The organism is Bacillus sp. S/N-304-OC-R1 (assembly GCF_019749375.1).
Classification (GTDB): domain Bacteria; phylum Bacillota; class Bacilli; order Bacillales; family Cytobacillaceae; genus Cytobacillus.
In genome coordinates, this window is the sequence record NZ_JACWFE010000009.1 from 197,465 (window position 1) to 218,575 (window position 21,111).

26 protein-coding genes are annotated in these 21,111 nt (G+C 37.7%); 7 read left to right on the forward strand and 19 right to left on the reverse strand.

What is annotated here, in order from left to right; all coding sequences use genetic code 11:
• Positions 1–25 precede the first annotated feature (25 nt).
• The 9 genes from H0173_RS09660 to H0173_RS09700 form a co-directional block, all read right to left on the reverse strand.
• Entirely contained in the window at positions 26–727 is a 702-nt protein-coding gene (locus H0173_RS09660; protein WP_221846137.1) for an MBL fold metallo-hydrolase, read from the reverse strand.
• Positions 727–1,653, reverse strand: a complete 927-nt coding sequence (locus H0173_RS09665; protein ID WP_221846138.1) for a recombinase RecT — start codon at positions 1,651–1,653, stop codon at positions 727–729. The genes H0173_RS09660 and H0173_RS09665 overlap by 1 nt, the downstream gene beginning before the upstream one ends.
• Position 1,654: 1 nt before the next feature.
• A complete protein-coding gene (locus H0173_RS09670) occupies positions 1,655–3,640 on the reverse strand; it encodes an AAA family ATPase (protein ID WP_260631116.1) in 1,986 nt (661 codons plus the stop codon).
• Positions 3,641–3,719: 79 nt separating this feature from the next.
• Positions 3,720–3,899, reverse strand: a complete 180-nt coding sequence (locus tag H0173_RS09675; protein ID WP_221846140.1) for a hypothetical protein — start codon at positions 3,897–3,899, stop codon at positions 3,720–3,722.
• Between the two features lie 321 nt (positions 3,900–4,220).
• Positions 4,221–4,421, reverse strand: a complete 201-nt coding sequence (locus H0173_RS09680; protein ID WP_221846141.1) for a hypothetical protein — start codon at positions 4,419–4,421, stop codon at positions 4,221–4,223.
• Positions 4,422–4,435: 14 nt separating this feature from the next.
• Positions 4,436–4,702: a helix-turn-helix domain-containing protein gene (locus H0173_RS09685; protein WP_221846142.1), complete on the reverse strand. Its 267-nt coding sequence runs from the start codon at positions 4,700–4,702 to the stop codon at positions 4,436–4,438.
• Between the two features lie 144 nt (positions 4,703–4,846).
• Positions 4,847–5,635, reverse strand: a complete 789-nt coding sequence (locus H0173_RS09690) for a phage antirepressor (protein WP_221846143.1) — start codon at positions 5,633–5,635, stop codon at positions 4,847–4,849.
• Positions 5,635–5,946: a hypothetical protein gene (locus tag H0173_RS09695; protein ID WP_221846144.1), complete on the reverse strand. Its 312-nt coding sequence runs from the start codon at positions 5,944–5,946 to the stop codon at positions 5,635–5,637. Before H0173_RS09695 ends, H0173_RS09690 begins: the two co-directional genes overlap by 1 nt.
• 31 nt (positions 5,947–5,977) lie before the next feature.
• A complete protein-coding gene (locus H0173_RS09700; protein ID WP_221846145.1) occupies positions 5,978–6,211 on the reverse strand; it encodes a helix-turn-helix transcriptional regulator in 234 nt (77 codons plus the stop codon).
• A gap of 156 nt (positions 6,212–6,367) precedes the next feature.
• Here H0173_RS09700 and H0173_RS09705 point away from each other — a divergent pair, with 156 nt between their 5' ends.
• The 5 genes from H0173_RS09705 to H0173_RS09725 all read left to right on the forward strand — a co-directional run bounded on the left by H0173_RS09705 (position 6,368) and on the right by H0173_RS09725 (position 9,316).
• Positions 6,368–6,712: a helix-turn-helix domain-containing protein gene (locus H0173_RS09705; protein WP_221846146.1), complete on the forward strand. Its 345-nt coding sequence runs from the start codon at positions 6,368–6,370 to the stop codon at positions 6,710–6,712.
• Positions 6,713–6,786: 74 nt separating this feature from the next.
• On the forward strand, positions 6,787–7,416 hold the full coding sequence (locus tag H0173_RS09710) for an ImmA/IrrE family metallo-endopeptidase (RefSeq protein ID WP_221846147.1): 630 nt from the start codon (positions 6,787–6,789) through the stop codon (positions 7,414–7,416).
• Positions 7,409–7,771, forward strand: a complete 363-nt coding sequence (locus H0173_RS09715) for a hypothetical protein (RefSeq protein WP_221846148.1) — start codon at positions 7,409–7,411, stop codon at positions 7,769–7,771. The genes H0173_RS09710 and H0173_RS09715 overlap by 8 nt, the downstream gene beginning before the upstream one ends.
• Entirely contained in the window at positions 7,771–8,151 is a 381-nt protein-coding gene (locus tag H0173_RS09720; protein WP_221846149.1) for a hypothetical protein, read from the forward strand. The genes H0173_RS09715 and H0173_RS09720 overlap by 1 nt, the downstream gene beginning before the upstream one ends.
• Positions 8,152–8,167: 16 nt before the next feature.
• Positions 8,168–9,316 (forward strand): tyrosine-type recombinase/integrase, encoded by a 1,149-nt coding sequence (locus tag H0173_RS09725; protein ID WP_221846150.1) that lies wholly within the window; start codon positions 8,168–8,170, stop codon positions 9,314–9,316.
• A 63-nt stretch (positions 9,317–9,379) separates the two neighbouring features.
• Here the strand turns inward: H0173_RS09725 and rlmD are convergent, their stop codons facing one another.
• The 6 genes from rlmD to H0173_RS09755 form a co-directional block, all read right to left on the reverse strand.
• On the reverse strand, positions 9,380–10,750 hold the full coding sequence (gene rlmD, locus H0173_RS09730) for a 23S rRNA (uracil(1939)-C(5))-methyltransferase RlmD (protein ID WP_221846151.1): 1,371 nt from the start codon (positions 10,748–10,750) through the stop codon (positions 9,380–9,382).
• 712 nt (positions 10,751–11,462) lie between these two features.
• A complete protein-coding gene (locus tag H0173_RS09735; RefSeq protein ID WP_221846152.1) occupies positions 11,463–12,419 on the reverse strand; it encodes a diacylglycerol kinase in 957 nt (318 codons plus the stop codon).
• A 244-nt stretch (positions 12,420–12,663) separates the two neighbouring features.
• Positions 12,664–13,602, reverse strand: a complete 939-nt coding sequence (locus H0173_RS09740) for a hypothetical protein (RefSeq protein ID WP_221846153.1) — start codon at positions 13,600–13,602, stop codon at positions 12,664–12,666.
• Between the two features lie 104 nt (positions 13,603–13,706).
• The gene (locus H0173_RS09745) at positions 13,707–14,789 is read right to left on the reverse strand and encodes a hypothetical protein (RefSeq protein ID WP_221846232.1); all 1,083 of its coding nucleotides are present in this window, start codon (positions 14,787–14,789) and stop codon (positions 13,707–13,709) included.
• Entirely contained in the window at positions 14,786–15,262 is a 477-nt protein-coding gene (locus H0173_RS09750) for an anti-sigma factor family protein (RefSeq protein ID WP_221846154.1), read from the reverse strand. The genes H0173_RS09745 and H0173_RS09750 overlap by 4 nt, the downstream gene beginning before the upstream one ends.
• Positions 15,259–15,834: an RNA polymerase sigma factor gene (locus H0173_RS09755; RefSeq protein ID WP_221846155.1), complete on the reverse strand. Its 576-nt coding sequence runs from the start codon at positions 15,832–15,834 to the stop codon at positions 15,259–15,261. Before H0173_RS09755 ends, H0173_RS09750 begins: the two co-directional genes overlap by 4 nt.
• Positions 15,835–16,314: 480 nt before the next feature.
• Between H0173_RS09755 and plsY the strand changes: the two genes are divergently transcribed.
• Positions 16,315–16,941 (forward strand): glycerol-3-phosphate 1-O-acyltransferase PlsY, encoded by a 627-nt coding sequence (plsY, locus tag H0173_RS09760; RefSeq protein WP_221846156.1) that lies wholly within the window; start codon positions 16,315–16,317, stop codon positions 16,939–16,941.
• Positions 16,942–16,986: 45 nt separating this feature from the next.
• Here plsY and H0173_RS09765 read toward each other — a convergent pair whose 3' ends face one another.
• Complete coding sequence (locus H0173_RS09765; RefSeq protein ID WP_221846157.1) at positions 16,987–17,736, reverse strand: metallophosphoesterase family protein; 750 nt, start codon at positions 17,734–17,736, stop codon at positions 16,987–16,989.
• A gap of 161 nt (positions 17,737–17,897) precedes the next feature.
• Between H0173_RS09765 and H0173_RS09770 the strand changes: the two genes are divergently transcribed.
• Positions 17,898–18,830, forward strand: coding sequence for a manganese-dependent inorganic pyrophosphatase (locus H0173_RS09770; protein ID WP_221846158.1), 933 nt, complete (start codon positions 17,898–17,900; stop codon positions 18,828–18,830).
• Positions 18,831–18,869: 39 nt separating this feature from the next.
• Here H0173_RS09770 and H0173_RS09775 read toward each other — a convergent pair whose 3' ends face one another.
• From H0173_RS09775 to H0173_RS09785, 3 genes are all read right to left on the reverse strand, one after another.
• Positions 18,870–19,214 carry a hypothetical protein gene (locus H0173_RS09775; RefSeq protein WP_221846159.1) on the reverse strand — a complete coding sequence of 115 codons (345 nt, stop codon included), beginning with the start codon at positions 19,212–19,214 and terminating at the stop codon, positions 18,870–18,872.
• Between the two features lie 127 nt (positions 19,215–19,341).
• Entirely contained in the window at positions 19,342–20,406 is a 1,065-nt protein-coding gene (locus tag H0173_RS09780; RefSeq protein ID WP_221846160.1) for an NAD(P)H-dependent flavin oxidoreductase, read from the reverse strand.
• 20 nt (positions 20,407–20,426) lie between these two features.
• Positions 20,427–20,987 (reverse strand): thioredoxin family protein, encoded by a 561-nt coding sequence (locus tag H0173_RS09785; protein WP_221846161.1) that lies wholly within the window; start codon positions 20,985–20,987, stop codon positions 20,427–20,429.
• Positions 20,988–21,111: the final 124 nt, after the last annotated feature.

Here is a 21,111-nt window from a genome sequence, read left to right on the forward strand (position 1 = left end):
GCTTGTACCTCCTTCCTACCGAAAATCACGGCACGTAAACCATTTTTCCAGTTACCTTTTGAATCTCTTCTTTAAATAATTTTTCATCGCTATTAGTATCACTAAGGTGCAACAACCATATTTCCTGCACTTTACTAAGATCATTTGATAGGAAAAATTTCTTCACATTTTCTAAGCTAAAATGAGACTTCATGAGACGTTTTTTCATAACTTCAGGAACACGCCCAGTGGCTATATTTTCGTTTAAAACAGCCATTGAATAGTTACACTCCACCATGATGTGTGTGAGCCCTTGAAAGCGATATTTGATGTAATAGGTATCAGTTGCGAATAAAAGCTTTTCACCGGCTTGGTTAGCAAGCAGAAACCCTAAAGGTTCAGAAACATCATGCTGCACATCAAAAGGCAATATTGTCCAAGTACCAAGGGCGAATTGTTTCTTTGCCTCAACTTTTTTAATACGGTGATGATCTACACCAATTTCCTCTGCAGTTCCAGCCGACATATAACAATCAATGCCAGCTTTTAATACATCCTTAATGCTCTTGCAGTGATCTCCATGTTCATGAGTAACAAGACAGCCAGCAACCTCTGACATTCGAAAATTGAAGCCCTTTTGGATTTCACGATAGTTAATGCCGCACTCTAGAAGAAGGGGCGTATGACCGTCTGTAACACGGTAGCAGTTCCCCTTTGAACTAGATGCGAGTGCTTTTATCTCAATCATTACCAGCCTGGCCCATTTTGTTCGGTTTCAAATAGCTCTCCTTGTTGAGTTCTTTCATTTCGCATTTGTTGATTTACTTGCTTATCTTGGGGAATATCAATAATTTCAGGTTGCTTTTTCAGAGGTTCATTTCTTTTGACATCGATTATCTCTTGATTAGCCTTTTGCTCAATTTCCTTTTGCGTTTCATACTCTGGGTTTACTTCCTTACGCTCGTTCTCATACTCATTTTCTGTAGATCTATTGATCGCATCTACTAACAAATCGCTATCATCAGATGTATTAATAAAAGCTTTTGCAGCACGATTAATTACAGTACGTTTTGCCATTTCCTGAGGGAATTTCTTATGGACTGTTTGAGATGTTTTACTCTGCCCCCAAGATGCTTCAATTTCTTTCCGAGTCATTACAGTTAGTAATTCTTGGTCATCCACCGTTTTAACTATGGCATAAGCTCCAAGGATCTCTTTATCACGGTTTAAAAAATTCGTTTCATGTTTCAGCAGCTTTTCGCGTCCACCATCAATTTCGTAGTCAAATACATCGCCTTCGAAAATGACATTCGCCCATATATCCTTAACATTAGTCAATCGCTTAAGAACTGCTTGAGTACCAAAGTATGAGCGATTTAATTGCAACTGATTTCCATAAACAATAAAGTAACATTGTGTCTTTGCTGGACTTAAACCTTGTGTAACCATATCCAGTAAAGCGTTCGCAATTGATTCCCGTGTACACACTTCTAATGCCGGTTTACCTGATTTATCCTTAACTTCTTGCAATTTAAAAAAGGCACTTTTTAAAGCATTGCTAGCATTGTAACTAGGAGGTAGGACTAACCCGTCATCCTGCAACCTTGTTAAACTCTTATTTACATCATCAGTAATATCTTTTTGAATGATTGCAACTTGGTTTTGAATACTCATATTAGATAGCCTCCTTCATCAATTGTTCTGGGTATTCGACTCTCAGTTGCTTATCCTTTTCAGACACTACCAGGCTAATTGTTTGAGCTTTAGTTTCGATTAGTTTCGTAACTGCTTCGCTATTGTCAATGAAGATTGGTGCAAAGAAGCCATAATGCTCTGAAAGAGTGTTGATAATATCTAAGCCGACATTGATTTTTGCAGCGTTATTTAATCCACTGGAATAAGGAACACCCTCATAAAGCGTTTCACAAACTTCTGTTAACCCACCGTTAATTTGCTGTTCAAATAGCTTGAATCTAGCGTATTTAAACTTGCTATTAATTTTTTCTGTTAATAGGTTCACTTTCGTTCGAATGAACTCTTCTGTGAGGTAAAGCTCATGCTCTAGCTTTTCAAATTCAGCAGCCAGTTCTTTCTCTTGCATTTCTAGATCCCTAATTCGATTTTCGGATTGCTCTGCAAGAACGAATTTTCCAACTTCACCTTGTAGCTGATCACGAGATTGTTTCAGCTGAATGATTTCAAGTTGAATATCCTGGATAGCAACTTCGGACATTTCTCGAAGTTGCTTAATTTCAGCTTCTATTCCTTGCTTTTCTTGAAGTTTAGAAACATAAGCAGGATTATCCAAAATATCCGTTACAAGGTTTTCTTGCTGTTTTAACTGTACATTTAGCTTTTCAAGGAGCTCTTGTTTATCAACAATTTGGCCATTCAGCTTTTCAAATTCAGCTGTGAGTTTTTCACCTTGCTCAACAATTACTTGTTTCTCTTCGGCCATCTTCTTACCATTAACATTGATTTCCTCTAGCTTTTTTGCTCTCCTTAAATTAAATTGAGATATGGCTTTTTCTCTGGCTGCACTCACGTGTTCCTCTGGCAATGCTTGTCCACATGCTGGGCACTCGCATTGGTCATTATGATTAAATTCTTGTGTGTTAACTTCTTGCCATTTTTGACGTAATAGAACAAGATTATTTTCGACTTTTTTAATTTGTTCATTATTGAAACTCTGGCTATTTTTGTTGCTTTCTAACTTTGCAGTGAGGATTGACATATTTGATTGTTCTTCCTGGACTCGTGCTTTCAATTGGTAAAGTTGTTCTTTAGAATCCGAATCGTGATCACGTTTAATTTTCATGAGTTCTATTTCAATTTCTTGAATAGCCTTTTCCTTATCAGAAATTGCTTTACCGTTACGGATGCTACTAATTTGGCTCATCATTTCGTCTATTTCTGCATTTAATTTGCTGATTTCTGCTCTGAGGGAATCTTTATTTAGTCCATCCAGTTCAGGTAAACCTCTTCTGATCTCATCAATGCGAACTGGAATCTTATCAAGTTCCTTATTTATTTCTGATCTTCTGGCAGCAATCACTTTTCTGTGGTTCTCAATTGTTCGACCAGCTAATATACTAGGTATTGAGGACAAGCTATTATCACTTGCAATTACTTCTTCATCAGATAAGTCACCGCAAATTTCCATAAGTGTTTTTCTTCTTTCATCCTTCTTAATCTGCTCATTAAAAAATGAAGGTGATGTAAGAAGTTTGAATATATCTTCTTGAACAATTGAATCTACTAATGATTTGTAATCCTTCAACTTTGATGGAACTCCATCGATGAAATAATCAGTAGTATGACCAGAAAATTCATCAGTCGCTGATCCGCGTTTACGTGTCCATTTCTCCATGTAAACCTTTCGAAGAGCGATTTTTTTCCCATCAAGAGAAAATATCCCTTCTACTTCATGCTCCAACATGTGTTTTTCTTTTCCGGATACATCTAATGTTTTCAATGAAAAGTCCTTTTTGTTTTGCGAATCTTTATCGAACAATAACCAAACAAACGCATCAAATATTGTAGTTTTTCCAGTAGCGTTATCACCAAATACCTTTACATTTTGACCAGAAGCATCTAAAGTGAATTGCTGAACCCCTTTAAAATTTCGAAGGTTCAGATTTAGCAATTTAAGTTCTTTCATCAATCAATACCTCCATTGATTTAATTTGATAAACAAGTTAAAATGACGATAATAAAATGTTTTTTAAACGAAACTCGTTCTAGCCAACGAGTTTTTCTTTTTGCCCAAAATCGTATTCCAGAGTTTCATAGATTTCTTTCATATCTTCATATGCTCTGGATCCTTCAAGCGTTGATTGATGATTCTTGAGCCAATCAAAGACTGATTGGCTTACACTTGTAGTCGGCTCGTAGATTACCCCACTTTTTGTTTCAAACATATTTATTGACCTCCTTCCTATTTATTTTTCAAAGATCACGACCTATCTCATCAGCATCAGGTGGTCAGTCCTGATGGACCGAGGAAAACCCCGGTTTCGAAAATGCAAACTAATGTTCTTTCATTTCAGATATACGTATGGTAAAATATAGTTACGTTGTATTGTAGGTTTGATTCTGAGCAGTTAGTTAAGTGCCAGCTTAGCTAGCTGCTTTTTCTTTTTTGGTTGGATTGGAGAACATTGTTAGTAGCTCAAGCTTTGAACTACTAGGCAGTGTTAGCCATGCTCCAGCTTTAATTCTCATTCATTTTCACCTTCCTTTTAGTACCAACGCCCACCTTTGTCGTAATGCCACCAAGTGTCGTCATAATAAACTTTTAAACAATCTTCATCCTCATCCCAGAAGATATCCTTAATTTTTGATAGGCAATATTTCTTTTGCATTTCAAATCCTATAGACTTTAGATGCTTAGCGTGAATTGATAAGAATAAAAAATACTGATCTGGTGTTAGCCCAAACATCTGATTCCCTCCAATTAAGCTACATAGCTTATAAACCCTCCGATTAGCTTTGACAGCATATCTATAACTGTTGTAATATCCACTCCGCATAAAACTGCTGCTAACATTTCAGGTGCTTGGGTTGCCTGGAACCACCTAATCGCATCTGAAATTTTTAATTCCATCTTGTCATTTTCAACTTTTGAAATTGTACTTCTAGGCATGTACATTATTTCTGCCAAAGCTTCTTGACTTAATCCTGATAATTTTCGAGATTTTTTAAAAATTTGACCTAGCTGCATGATCTCCACCCCCTTTCAAATGTTCTAAATCAGAACATGTTCTAGCGCTGAACAGAATATAGGAATAAATAGATTTAAAATTAATAAGTAGAAGGAACTAGCACCGATTTTTTGCTTGGCGGCTTCTTTCGGTGCATACCCTTTTTAAATAGCTACCTTTACATTTTTTAATAGAATTTCTGCTAGTTTTACTTGTCCCTTACCAGTAATCAGAGTCGTTAATTTTTCTACATCCCCCTCTGTTCTGGTAACAATTGTTGGTTTTACATCAAATAGACCTTGTTCTATGTAAATCTGTTTAGGGTTGTTATACTCTCGGCCTTTTTTGATTAAGTAACCATTTTCACGGAGCCATTCGAACATTTTGTTGCGACCAATCTTAATACCGTGTTTGTCGTACATCATCTTTGCAAAGGCACCTATACTAATTGCTCCACTCGAATTAGAGACGACTTTACCGAAGTTTGTATATGGAAGGTCAGCTTGTTGTTGTGTAATCGCCTTATCTCTTTGTTGCTCAGCTTGTTCACGTAACACTCTTTCTTCCTTGATGGTGGTAAGTAACTTAATTCCGAAGTCAGGGTCATTTAGGATGTTTTCAATAGTCTGTGGTGTTCCATACATACCGTGTTTTCTGATAGATGGAAGCACTTCTTGCTTCACCCATTTTTTAAACATTTTTGCTTCTAGTTTTCGACTAGCAAAAATCAATTCGTAAAGGCCAGATTCATTAATAATTGAAAGAGACTGTGTTCCACCAAGGGTGTGCATTGAACACACATCCTTTTCATCTTCTTCCAAACGCCTTATTGCTGTTCGATCTAGTTCCAAAATGTCAGTTACATCTCTTGCTACAAACCATGGTTCATCATTTTGAATTACCATTCGAAGTTCATGACCATTAAAATCAAATATGCGTTGAAGTTCGTTCATTAAATAGCCTCCTTGCTAAAATAATTGGTGTTTAGTTCCATCCAGTTTGTGTTCTTTTCAATCCATTTCATAAGCATATGAGTTGGGATTTTAACTCCAAACTCACGATTTACTGGGAAGTCAGGTCTAGCCATTAGCTCTGCCATTTTAGTTGGTCCACACCTAAGAACATTCATTGCCTCTTCCCTTGTCATTATTAGAGGTAGGTTATTTAATGAACCAATTCTTTCAGCAAGGATATCAGTAGCCCGATCAGCTATTTTGTTTGCGAGCTGTTCAATGAGTTGTTCATCAAATTGCATTGTGAACATATATTCACCCCCTACTATTTAGTGTGGAGCTTTAGGCTGTTTTACTTTTGTTCCCTTTCGGAACTTGGTAAGTAAAAAAAATAGCATCCACTGTTGTTTCAAGAGCATCTGCAATGCGTTTCATTACTTTCATGGAAGGATCTTTCCTTCCTGCTTCAATATTTGTATAGTATGCTCTAGAAATCTCTGCTTTAGAAGCAACAGAGTCATGTGTTAATTTAAGTTCATTTCTTCTATTAATAAGGTCTTTTCTTTGATGACTCAATTATTAGCCCTCCTTTTAGTTCCGTTCAGGAACTGTATTTGATTTTATTATAGTTCCCATATGGAACTATGTCAATACATTTGTTCCGAAATTCTACGTTTCTTTTAGGAACATTTTTCTGTACAATTGATGTATATTGTTCCGGTGGTGATATTTATGGAAACATTTGCTCAAAGGTTTAAACATCTTAGAGAAAGAATGGGATGGACTCAAGAAGATGTTGCTGAAAAGTTAGGGTTATCGCGTCCAACCATTGCCGGTTATGAATCAGAAGAAAAAAATAGGACTCCTAGAGAGGAAACTCTACTAAGAATAGCGGATTTATTTGATACAACTATCGATTTTCTTTTAGGGAGAACCAATGATCCAAAACCACATTCGAAAAATGAAAATATCAATTCTGCATTTTATAACTATGAAAAATTAACAGAAGAAGAAAAAGAATACCTGGACATGCAGCTAGAATTATTTAGAGATATGAAAAAGAAGAAAAATAAATAAAGGCCAGAGCCTTATTTATTTTTTACCTAAAATCGAACATACATTCCTAAAATATAATCTTTGGAGTGATTAATTTGCTTACTTTGTATAAAAAAACAGAACTAGAACTACTTGTCGAAAAAATATATAAAGAAAAAAAATTACTTTCTCCCTCTGATTTAACTATAAAAAATATAAGCGATACTTTTAATTTTGATATCAAATACATAGCAAAAGCACCTTCACGAGCTCTGTGGGATGAAGAATATGCATTGATCTTTTTAGACCCATTATTACCTGAAAAAGAGCAACGGGCAGTTTTTTTTCATGAATTATGTCACCCTTTAAGACATATTGGTGTTCAAGAAAAGATGAAATGTAAATTGTTTATGGATTTACAAGAAACACAAGCTAATCAATTTCAGCTGTATGCTGCAATGCCTACATTTATGTTGGAATCTATTGAACTACCAAACAATGAGTTTTATGCAATTAAAGCAATAGAAGAAATATTTAATGTACCTTTCTCATTGGCTGCAAAGAGGATGGAACAAATAAAACAAAGAGTATTAAGAAAAAAAATCGATATTGCAATCATTGAAAAAGAGCAAAGCAAGTACACAAGGGTTGTACAAGATTGGTCGGTAGATACAAAGAAACTCTTGCAACAGTTAGATAATCAGCTGAAACATAAGAAAAAACAAGGGGCGCTAATCAATGTCTAGACAGGCTGTATACTATGAAGAAATTGACGGACAACAGTATCCATACTGGTTTGTAATAAACGTTGAGGATGGAGAGATAAATTGGGAGAAAGAAACTTTTTATTTTGAAGTAAAAGCTCCTTTTGAAAGGTTTAGTATATTTGATTTTGATGAATACCAGATGGGGGTTTCTATCGGATCTACTGATATTGTTCGTTCAAATACACAGGCTTCAATCTTAGGAGTCACACTAAAAAACATTAAAAAAAGAATCATTGAGAATGATGGCGATCCAAATAATGTACGGCAACTAATTATTTTAATGTCTGATATTGAAGAAAGTCTTTCACTATTTAATAAGAATGGTAATTTCTAATGCCACAACAACGACTTTATTATGAATATGTAGAAAAACAGCTAGTTCCATACTGGTATGTTCTTACCTTTTCCCCGTTCGAACTGAACTGGGACAAGCATATCCATTACTACGATGCCTTAAAGCCCTTTGAATATACAGGAAGAGATGAGTTCGATGAATCAATCATCAGCATGCCGATTTATCTATCAGATTTAGTTTTTAATAATGACCTTCCAGGTAAAATTGGAATTCACTTAAGTACTATTCGAAAACGAATTGAAAGTATTGGAGTAGACCCATGTTTAATCCGCCAATTGGTGCTACCCCACCCAGAGTTGGATGAATTCATTAACATACTACCTAAGGAACTTAAATTAAATACTTTAATTTTTAACTAAATAAGGAGGGGGATTTATGGCCTACTTTCAAAAAGTTCCTGCAAAAAATAAGCAGGGATACAAATGGAAGTGTACAGAAGATGGACCTCGTGATCCAATTACAGGAAAAAGGAGGCAAGTTACAAGAAGAGCTGATACTAAAAAAGAAGCGCAGGAGAAAGTAGATGCAGCAATTGAAGAATTAAAGACAAAGGATGCCAATGGTGTTTCAAGTGATCTTGCTGAAATCACAGTCGAAAGTTTATTTGTTAAATGGTTTGAATTAATTATGAAGAGAAAAGTAAAAGAAACCACGTTTAAAGAATACACTAACGCATATAATTATCGAATTAAACCTGTTTTAGGCAAATATAAAATAACTCAATTAAATCCTATTAACCTCCAAAAGTTTGTAAATGACCTATCAGACGAAGGGCTGTCACCTAGATATGTTGAATACATTAGTACAATTTTATATGGAGCTTTAGAAACTGCACGAAAGTGGAAAATCATTCAAGTAAATCCCCTGGTAGATGTCGAAAAGCCACGACCAAGAAGAGTTGAACAAAAAACATGGTCGATTGACGAAATGAACCTTTTTTTACTAACAACCAGATTAAATGATTTTAGAACACACTCAATTGCAAATTTAGCACTTAACACTGGTTGCAGGCGGGGTGAAATTTTATCATTAAAATGGTCTGATTTAGATGAGGAAAATAAAAATCTCACTGTTGAGCGAACTCTTGTATACGACAAAGACGGATTTCGTTTTACAACTCCTAAATCTGAATCGTCTATTAGAAAAATTAAAGTCGGAGATTCATTGATAAAAGAATTAAAAGAATGGAAAGCCCATCAAAATAAAATTAAAATGGCCTATCGTAATGTTTTCGAAGACATTGATCTAATTTTCTCAACTCATACGGGTAAGCCTATTTTTCCTAGGTCCTTAACTTCCGAATTTAACAGAGCAATAAAAAATGCGAATGTCACGAAAATTCGATTCCATGATTTACGTCATACTCATGCAACAATGTGTCTCGAAGCTGGGATGTCATTGAAAGAGGTGCAAGACCGTCTCGGCCACAGTAGTATAAAAACAACCGGTGATGTATATGCTCACGTAACCGAATCAATGAAGGAAAAATCAGTTGATCTATTTGAAAAATACATTTCAAATTAAAGATTTTGCAAGGTATGTGGTTAAAATGTGGTCAATGCCAACATACCTTGCACTAAAGTCTTGTTATATCAAGGATAATTTCACTACTGCTTCCACGTGCATCGTCTGAGGAAACATATCAACCGGCTGCACTTCAACCGTCTTATACCCGCCATCCTCCAGTATGCGCAAATCCCTCGCCAATGTCCCAGGATTACAGCTGACATAAACGACTTTCTTCGGTTTCATTTCAATAATAGTATTCAGAAGCGCTTCGTCACAGCCTTTACGCGGCGGGTCCACGACTAGCACATCTGCCGAATTACCTTGTTCATACCATTTCGGTATCACAACTTCCGCTTCCCCAACAGCAAATTCTGCATTCGCGATGCCATTGAGCTCCGCATTTCGCTTCGCATCTTCAATTGCTTCTGGTACAATTTCGACCCCAAATACCCTCCTCGCCTTTTGTGCGAGAAATAAAGAAATCGTTCCGATGCCGCAATAGGCATCAATTACGCTTTCTTCTCCACTTAAATTGGCATACTCCAGAGCTTTATCATAAAGGACTTTCGTTTGTTCAGGATTAACCTGATAAAAGGAGCGTGCTGAAATAGCAAACTTAATATCGCCGATGAAATCATAGATGACTTCCTCGCCCCAAAGGACCTTTGTCTGATCACCAAAAATCACATTCGTTTTCTTTGAGTTAACGTTTTGAACAATGGATTTAACCCCTTTAATACGGGATACAATTTCTTCAACAATTTTGTTCTTCTGAGGCAACTCATTTGTTCTCGTTACAAGAACAACCATTACCTCTCCCGTTACAAGTCCATAGCGGGCCATAATATGCCGAAGATCGCCTTTATGTTTTCCTTCATCATAAGAGCGGACACCGTAGCGGCTGCAGATGTCAATAACTGTTTGAACGACTTCATCGTTTTTCTCCTGCTGGATCAGGCATTCCTTCATATTAATAATTTGATGGGAGCGCTGCTGATAAAATCCACCAATCAATCCGCCCTCTTGCTCTCCGACAGGTACCTGAGCCTTATTGCGATAACGCCAAGGCTCCTTCATTCCGAGCACTGGATGCACCTTTACATTTTCTAGCTTCCCGATCCGCTCAAGAACATCTCTTACCTGCTTTTCCTTCGCTTTCAGCTGTCCTTCATAGCTTAAGTGCTGAAGCTGGCAGCCACCACATTCTTTATAAATGGGGCAAGGGGCTTCAACCCGATATGGGCTTTTTTCATTAATTTCAATAAGCTTTCCGAATCCATAACCCTTGTTCAATTTAAGAACTTTTATCTTTGCCTTTTCACCTGGCAGCCCGTTTGGAACAAAGAGAGGATACCCCTCCACCTTCGCGACTCCGGCTCCTTCATGAGTTAAATCTTCAAAAACCACGTCTATATAATCATTTTTCTGTACTGGTAATGTTTTGCTCATCCGATTCTTCCTTTTTTCAGCATTAATAAGGGAAATTGTATCATATTATGAGGGTAAATACGAAGTGCTTGAGGATATTAACTTGTCACTGGGAAATTTCGCTGCTCAGAGATACATTTTCACTATAAACAGGTGATTTACGTGACCGCTCATTTACTATCAATCTCCTCTTTTACTTTATACGTGAAATGAGACACTCCTCTTTTACCGTAAATCAACTTTTTCTCTTCGGACGGGGAATGAGATTACCTCTATTTTACCGCAAACTACCTTTTTCTCCTCGCACGGGAAATGAGACTACCTCTATTTTACCGTAAACCACTTTTTTCTCTTCATACGGGGAATGAGACTACCTCTATTTTACCGCAAACTACCTTTTTCTCCTCGCACGAGAAATGAGACTACCTCTATTTTACCGTAAACCACTTTTTTCTCTTCATATGGGGAATGAGACACCTCCTCATTTACCGCAAACCACCATTTTCTCTTTGCACCGGGAATGAGACAACCTCTATTTTACCGTAAACCACTTTTTCTCTTCACTCGGGAAATGAAACGCACACTCATTTACCGTAAACCACTTTTTTCTCTTCGCACGGGAAATGAAACACCCACTATTTTACCGCAAACTACCTTTTCCAACTTATACGGGGAATGAAACAACGCCTTTTACATTAGACTCCCGAATAGCAAACTATAAAAAGCCCGCTCCCTATTCGGAACGAGCTTCACCACTCTCAAGATTGCTTGCCCAGTCTCTCGGGCGGTCCTCATCACGGATTTGGTCAATTGGTACAAATACTTCTAAATGGCGATACAGATTTACAAATTCAGCCGGAAGCAAACCGCCGAATTCTCCATCAAGATTTAGCTGCAATTTCTCGCTTGATTGCACTTTAATTCTATTCGCCTGTGTATAAATTACTTGCGGGTCGTTAATATGCTCCCCACGGACAGCCAATGTAGCGATTCGGATAAAATCAGCCAGGTTTGTCTTTTTTAAAATTAACAGCGAAAACAGCCCATCGTTGATCGACGAATCTGGAGCAAGCTTTTCAAATCCCCCTACTGAGTTCGTTAAACCAACAAGAAAAAGCATGGCCTCTCCTTCAAAAAGCTTTCCATCATACTCAATTCTCACTTCTGTTGAACGGATAGATGGGAGCATTTCAATTCCCTTTAAATAGTAGGCCAGCTGTCCTAGCATCGTTTTCAGCTTGCTCGGAACTTCATAGGTTAGCTCTGTTAGCCTTCCTCCGCCGGCAATATTAATAAAATATCTATCATTAATTCGTCCAATATCAACAGGAATTGTGTCGCCTTTAGCAATAATATCTGCTGCTGCTTCAATATCTCTCGGAATATGAAGGGCTCTTGCAAAGTCATTTGTCGTTCCAACAGGAATAATTCCTAGCTTCGGACGGTATTCCTGCTCAGCCAGGCCATTTACGACCTCATTGATCGTGCCGTCTCCTCCGGCAGCTACAACAAGATCATATTTACGTTTAACTGCAATTTTTGCTGCAGTCGTTGCATCTCCTGGGCCCGTTGTCGCATGGCAAGATGTCTCATAACCTGCTTTCTCAAGCTTTTGCAATACTTCCGCTAGATTCTTTTTGAAAATTTCCCGACCGGAAGTTGGATTATAAATAATTCTTGCTCTTTTCATACCCATCATCCTATTAATAAACTTTATGTTTGAATATCCGTTTTCTAATACCATTTAACATAATATCGAAAAGACTCCAACATATCAATTTTTTGCTAATCTGAAAATAGACCCATTTATTTTACGCATTCACCCATTTTTCCCAAAACTCATGAATATAAATCCTCTCTCATACTAATAGATGCTTATGATTTGAAAAAGATACCCGGATGATCCGGGTATCTGCTATTTTGTGATTATCTCCTTATTCAATAGAATTTAAACTTACTTGGTAGCAATTCAAAATTTGAAGTTGATGAATTCCTTGACCATTTTGATAAGTGGCTAGCTTAATAACTCCATTATCAAACTCATTGCCTTCTTCATCTGTTTGCTTCTCTTTTGTAATATTCCATTTGGCTAAATCCCCTTGAATTTCCTGAACTTCAGATGCAGTTACCTTCACATCACTGGAGTTCTGAATCTGAATAGAAAGATGGGAACTGCCATCAACAGCCCAATCACTATTGAGCGAGCGTGGTTTCAGGGATATTGAATTATCATTTCCGATGACTTCAAGCTTGACATGAGAAGGAATTAATATTGTTGCTGATAAGCTTCCAAATCGATTAAATGGACCTAGTGATTCAATTGGGAAACCCTTCACATTCACATAAAGGGTATCGCCTTTTTCTTTTACTGACACATAATCATCTATGCCTGTGATCAGTTTTTCATTTTTCCCTGATAAAGCACGATATGTACCAAACATCGTAATTTCATTTTCCTGCGTTCCTTCAATTGCAAGCGGAGACCGTTCTGTATTCACCACAACTCTTTGGATCTTGTCATTTATTTTCTGCTCCAAAGGGGGAAGTTCCATTGTTCTTTCTTCTCTTTGGAGAACATCATTAACCTTTTCCAATATTCCTGTCGAACTCAAAATCGCAAATCCTATACCGACAGTTCCTAGAATGCCAACAAAGAAAATGCTTAGAAAATCATATTTTAATAGTGGTTTTTCCTGCTTAGATACTAGTAAAAATATTAAAATTTCGGCTCCAAGGACGACTAAAATGACTGGCCACCAAGACATCATGATATGCAACAGCTTGTAACCAAGGATTTGTGATAAAAGCAGAAAAATACCGAGCAAAAGGAGCGAAGCCCCCATAGAAAATGTACCAACACGCCAGGTTCTCATAATAAAAACCTCCTTACTATATAATAAATTGTCTTATTGATTTATTTTTCGCCTTAATGAAAGCTCCAGGGATTCATTCAAAATCCCTGGCTGCCAACAGAAGCTTAATCCTCCGTCACTTCCACTTTTCGATCCTTTTTCCCCATCATCAGCTTCAATCCTCCGCCAATCAGGAGGATGCAGACAACGGCTGTTTGGAAATAACCCTCAAACCAGTAACGAATATCAACTTGAATTAAATCCATCAGTAACGGCGATAAGACCGGCAGCAAAATATTCGTTGTTAAATAATACAGCCCCAGCAGCACAAGACCAATGCCGATCCATTTTTGGTGATTAAATAAATACGAAATAATCGGCATGTCCTCTAGTGGTTCTTCTTCGAATCTAGATGCTTTTTGTAAGCCATCAAAGAAGCTATAGAACCAGATAATGGGGATTAAGAATAAGAAAATGCCTAACCTCAATACATCTAATATATAGATTGAGAATAGGAATGCGGCCATTAACTGAATTCCGCGACGCTGCAATCCGAGATAAAGATGACCAGCCCCAGGGAAAACGGATAGAAGAGTAGCAATCGTTTTACTCTTTTTACCATCTTCTCTGCGGGTTTCGAAGTCTTCTAAAATCGTGCGATCCACAAGCTGCTCCCCACGCTGCTTTCGATTTAATTGCTGAATAGCATCAAAAAATCCATAAACCCAAATGACTGGCAATATTGCCCAAAAGATTAAAAACTCACTTCTATGTGTTAATACCGCTACAAAAAACACCATAACCGCTAAGCCCATAAAGGCAATTAATAGAGTAATTCCTCTGTTCATTAATCCAAGCTGAAAATGCCCAACCCCAGGGATAATAGATAATAGAATCGTGCGAAACCGTTCATATTCGATATCACTGCCAGGAGAAGGTGCTTCAGCACTTAGCTTTTCCTTTCGCTGCAGTACTTTTGAGGCGGTAATACCCGTATCAATAAGATTAACAATATATAGAAGCACTCCGACACATACGATAACTAGGGCAAATTCCTCAAAATTTACACTAAGTAACATTAAAGTAATCGCAATCAGGAAAAATTCCCCGAACATATAAGCTAAGCCCCGCAAAACCTTCCCTAAGTACATTAATCCTCCACCAGGAAAGAATCCTAGCAAAAATGCGACAATTGGATTTTTCATTATTTACCAGCCTCCTTGCTTTTTTTCTCTAATGAATCCATCCAGGCAAAGGTTTTATCCACAATTCCTTCTGTGATCGATGTCCTTTTTTCCTGGAAGCTTGGTTTTTGAAGAGCTACTGTATATTGGGTGATTGACTGGAATACACCAGTTGACATTAAAAGGATGGTCATGACCGCTGCAATGGAATAGTGAAAGATCGCCGTTTGATAGAATGGTCTGCTCCTTTTCTTCTTCTCTGTTGCGGCTTTCAGTACAGGTGGCTTGCTCTCAGCAATTTGCGCCATAATTAAATCTGTAAATCCAGATTCATTCTCAATTTCAGGCAGATCTTCCTCCGCTTCTGCCACCGCATCAAGGTACAAAGTTAAGCATTGGTCACAAGTATACAGATGATTCTCATACTCCTCCCGAACGTCTTGAGTCATTTCATTATTCACGTATTTCATCCATTCTTCTTTCGAATAATGTGTCATGAAAAATCATCCTCCTTCCAATGCTTCCTCATCCAAGTACGGGCACGGTAGAGCTTCGTCTCAATTGTTTTAATTCCGACATTTTGTTCCTCAGCCATTTGCCCATACGTTTTTTCTGCAATATAGAAATCGTAAATAACATGTCGATAATTTTCAGGCATCTCATGCAATTTTTCCCGAATACGAAACACTTTTTCTTTATGAATAAGCTCTGTCTCAACACTTTCCTTTGGTGTTCCCAAAGTACTGTATTCTGCCAAATCTATTATATCTTCTTGAAGCCGATTTCGCTTTCTCTTTACATCAATGGCATGATTTACGGCAATTCTTGTTATCCATGTTTTAAAGCCTTGATTTTCATATTGGGAGAGAGAGGTATAAATCTTGATAAATACTTCTTGTGTAGCGTCCTCTGCTTCTTTTTGGTCTCGCAATACCGCATAGATCGTCCGGAACAAATCACTGCGATACTTCTCAACCAATAACCGGAAGGCATGGTCGTTACCGCTTTTTACTTTTTGGATAAGAACTTGGTCGCTAATCGCTCTCCCCCCCTTTCTGACAGCTTCCACCCTAATAGACGAAGCCTATCCATCAAACCCCTACACTAAAAATAATTTTTTTTAAGAAATTATAGCGTTACATGAAAAAACGCCTGGAATCATTGATCCAAGCGTCATTGAAAATATTAAAAGATCCAAATATATAATGCAAGCGCGAAAAATGATATTAATATGGTAAATGAATAAATAACAGTCAAATTTCTGGTGTTGCGCTTTGAAGATTTTCTATAGTTTGGGTCCCCTTTCGATATCACAATAATTGTAGAGACCACCGCAATAACAGTTAAGACAATCACAAACAAAATGGCTGCCTTCATTGAAATCTCCCCCCTATATTTATAGTTTATTAACCTATCATACAGAATTCACCGATTCTTTCACGTTGAAAATTCTCGCGCAATGAAGAAACTTCCATGGTAAAATAAGATCAACCGTTTTCACCCAAGTTTGGAAGCCACTCACTATTATTTTCCCATAAAGGATGATGAGATGACAATCATACTGTTTATCGTTGCCTATCTAATTGGTTCTTTTCCAACTGCACTTATCGTTGGCAGGCTTGCTTTTAATATAGATATACGCGAGCATGGCAGCAACAATCCGGGAGCCACCAATACTTTAAGAGTTCTTGGAAAAAAAGCTGCTATTATTGTACTGCTTATCGATGTTGGAAAAGGAGCATTAGCTGCTAATCTTCCTGTTTTATTAGGATTGGAAATAGATTCATTATTAATTGGACTTGCTGCTGTATTTGGGCATTGCTTCCCTATTTTTGCAGGCTTTCGCGGGGGAAAGGCCATTGCGACGACGGCCGGGGTCCTGATTGCCGCAAATATTTGGATGTTTTTTGCCGCGTATTTAGCTTTTTTCCTAGTTATATATATTTCGAAATATGTATATTATGGTTCCATTTCAGTTGGATTAGCACTTCTTATTTATTCTTTTTTCACACCGAACCGTGAGGATGAACTTATCTTTTCTATTTTTCTATTATTTTTAATTTACCTGCATCGATCTAATATTCACAATCATTTCCATAAGCGTGAACCAAAAATTAACGACAAATCACTTAAAGATGATCGAATTCCGCCAAAGAATAACGCAAAACGGGCATAGACTGTCTCATGGAAAAGACCGAATACTGAAATTCGGTCTCTTTCTTTACCCCTTCGCCCCATAAGCCCCCCTGTATTTTGCTTCACGGAGCTCAAGCGCATATGCCTCTAGATTGGGCAGCCCCATCTCCTTCGCAATCGCGATCTCTTTCTCGATATCATATGGAATCCGGATAATTTCAATCGAAAAAGGAGAAGGCTTTGCAGATAAATACTCTCCATGAAGAATGGTATAAGTGGCTTGGGGAATATCTAATGAATTCCCAACACTTCCCGCATTAAAAAGTATTTTTTGCGGCCTCACCGGCTCAATTAACGCCGCATGGATATCCCCATATCCAACGACATCAGGCAATATCCCCTGGTGAGTTATTTTCTCGGTATTATCAAACATCGCAAGCTTTTCTTCATAAGAATCCCGCATTGGAACGACCCGATGGTACACACTTTTTGCAGAAGCATGAAATAGTCTGACATACTTACCGCTCATATAAAAATCATGATGAAATGGCAATGTGCTTAAATAATCAAGTGAACCCTTGCTGAGCTGAGCCTTATACCAATTCACCTCTTCGATTTCAGCTGGCTTCTGAATAAAATCATCCCAGTTCCCTAGAACGACTACTTCACAAATATCTCGAATACGCTCAACGGCTCTTTGCGAATTGGGTCCTTTTCCGACTAAATCACCTAAACAAAAGATCGTATCAATTCCTCTAGCCTTAATATCATCTAATACGGCCTCTAAAGCCGTTATATTTCCATGAATATCTGAAATGACCGCTATGCTTCCCATGGGCTGCCCTCCTAACATTTTTTAATACTTCTCCATCTTTTCTGATATCCCCTTTATTTTTTCACATTATATGAAAAGTTGTTTTTTTCTACTATTGTATATATGGTAAAATAACAACAGGCTTTTACCGCCATTAATTTACTTAATCAAGGAGAAGGATTATGTCTAAAGTATTTATTTTCGGTCATAAAAACCCTGATACAGATTCCATTTGTTCCGCACTAGCATATGCAGAGTTAAAAACTAAATTAGGTGTAGATGCTGAGCCTATCCGTTTAGGACAAGTCAATGCTGAAACACAATTTGCACTTGATACGTTCAAGGTGGAAGCACCGCGACTCGTTGAAGCTGTTTCAAAGGAAGTTAGCGAGGTTATTCTTGTTGACCATAATGAATTTCAACAAAGTGCAGAGGATATTCGTGATGTGAAAATTCTAGAAGTAATCGACCACCACCGTATTGCCAACTTTGAAACAAGCGATCCTTTATACTACCGTGCTGAACCGGTTGGCTGTACAGCTACAATTTTGAAAAAGATCTACAAGGAAAACTCCGTTGAAATTAGTAAAGAAACAGCTGGCTTAATGCTTTCAGCTATTATCTCTGACTCTTTACTGTTCAAATCTCCTACTTGCACAGAGGAAGATGTAGCAGCAGCACGCGAACTTGCTGAAATTGCAGGCGTTAATCCAGAGGAATATGGATTAGCAATGCTTAAAGCAGGCGCTGACCTTAGCGATAAAACAATTGACGAGCTAATTTCTCTTGATGCTAAGGAATTCCAAATGGGCAACTACAAAACTGAAATTGCTCAAGTCAATGCAGTAGATTTAAATGATGTTTTAAGCCGTCAGGACGAGCTTGAAGCAAAACTTTCTGAAGTAGTAAAAAATAAAGAACTAGATTTGTTCCTATTTGTTCTAACTGATATTTTAAACAATGATTCTGTAGCGATCGCGGTTGGAAATGAAACAGCAGCCGTTGAGGAAGCATACAATGTTAAACTTGAAAACAACCGTGCTCTCTTAAAAGGCGTTGTTTCCCGCAAGAAGCAAATCGTTCCTGGATTAACAAAAGCTTTAACTGAAAAGTAAAAGTACGAAAAAAAGGGCTTTCCAGAAAGTAAGTTTCGGCTAACTTTCTGGAGGCCCTTTTGTTAGATTTAAACTCAGTTTAACGGACAGCTTTCCTTGAGTTTCCTCTGTTCCTGTCCGATAAAGCCAGATATTGGACAACTTTCTTTGAGTTTCCTCTGTTCCTGTTCGATAAAGCCAGATATCGGACAACTTCTCTAGATTTCCCTCTATACCTGTCCAATAAATCCAGATATCGGACAACTTCTCTAGATTTCCCTCTATACTTGTCCAATAAATCCAGATACCGGACAGCTTCTCTAGATTTCCTCTATACCTGTCCAATAAACCCGGATATCGGACAGCTTCTCTAGATTTTCCTCTATATCTGTCCAATAAACCCAAATATCGGACAAACTCCCCTTGATTTCGATCTACCTTGGCCGATAAACCCGGATATTGGACAATCTCTCCTGAGTTTCCCCGTTTCCTGTCCGATAAACTCGATCCTTTATCCTGTCAAAGTGCTCTATCAAAGTTTTCCATAATCTTTAATTAATCGCTCCATCAATTCCCTCACAGTGGTCTCCTTCGCAAGTCGAACCCCTTGCCCTGCCCACAGTGACATATAGTCCGGATTATTTAATTGAGCAGCCTGCTTTCGAATCAATCCTGTTAAATCATTTTGAACCGGGAATGGAAGAACTTGTTTTTCGCTATTATTCATATCCCCAATAAAACGGTTTTTTATTCCCCTGGCCAATTTACCTGAAAAAGCTTTAGTAAGTGTTGTCTGCTCTTCTGTGCTATTCAATATGGCATTCTTGTAAACATGGTGAGTCCCACTTTCCTTACAAGTTAGAAAGGCTGTGCCTAACTGTACACCTTTAGCTCCAAGAAGAAAGGCAGCGGCTATTCCTCTAGCATCCATTATTCCCCCTGCAGCAATAACAGGAACTTTAACAGCATCCGCTACTTGAGGGATGAGAGCCATTAACCCAATTAATCCAGCACCTTCCTCATGAAAGGTTCCACGATGACCTCCTGCCTCGCTCCCTTGTGCTACGATCATATCAACACCAGATTTTTCTAACTCTATCGCCTCTTTTACATTGGTAGCTGTCCCTATAATGACTATGCCTTGATTCTTCAATTCCTTTATAACTTCATCGCTAGGAATGCCGAATGTAAAACTGCATACCGGAACCTTTAGCTTCAGAACAACCTCGACTTGCTTTTCATAAAGGGCTGTATAATCTTGTTTAACCCCCTGATTACTGTCATTAATCCCTAATTCATTTTTAAATGTTAATAAAGCATTCTGCGCTTCAGCATATTCTTCCTCTGAATATTCAATATTTTGATTTGGCACAAACAAATTAATCCCAAACGGTTTGCTTGTTAACAGTCGGATTTCTTGAATGGACTGTTCCATTTCCTCAGGAGACATGTAACCAGCACCTATATTTCCAAGCCCTCCGAAGTTTGATGTTTCACTTACTAACTTTGATGTTGTTATCCCGCCTGCCATCGGTGCTTGAAAGATCGGATAGGAAATGCCCAGTTTTTCCGTTATCTCATTTTGCTTCCATTCCACAGCACGCACATCCTTTAGATTTACTTAATCTTGCTAATCGTATCGATAATGTTATCAGCTACAATATGCCACAGTGTTGAATCTTCTAGATAAGACGCTTTAAATTTCTTATACATAGCCATTTGCTTATCCTTGAATTCCGGATCTTCTTGAGAAGGAAGCTGACTTCTTTCATGATTCACCATTTCTTGTATTTGCTGTGCACGAGGCCCCCAAACAGCCAACTCTTCTCCAGCTTGATTGATAAAAATAAAAATGGGAATCGCTCGTGAAGTTCCATTTGTCAAATATTGATCCATCAATTCAAGGTTCTGATCTCTTAAAATGAAACGGACTTCCATATTTATTTCTTCAGCGATTTTAAGTAAAATCGGATTATTAAGCAGCGCATCTCCACACCAGTCTTCTGATAGAACAATTACTTTAAAACCTTCTTCTTTAAGATGAGCGATTCTTTCTTTTTCTTCTGCCGAAAGAGAAAAGCTTTGGAAAATTTGCTTCATTTCCACTTCATTAACTTTCATATTTTCAATGTATTGTTGCACTGATAATCCTTTTTCAAACCATTGATTTAATTCCATAATAGCCCTCCTACATGTTTGAATATTCCCCCTAATTATGTCATATCTCTTTTCCCTAATGAAATATATAGCTCACACAGACAACCGTTCGTCATTTCACGCACTATTTGGAAGTCATTTCCTA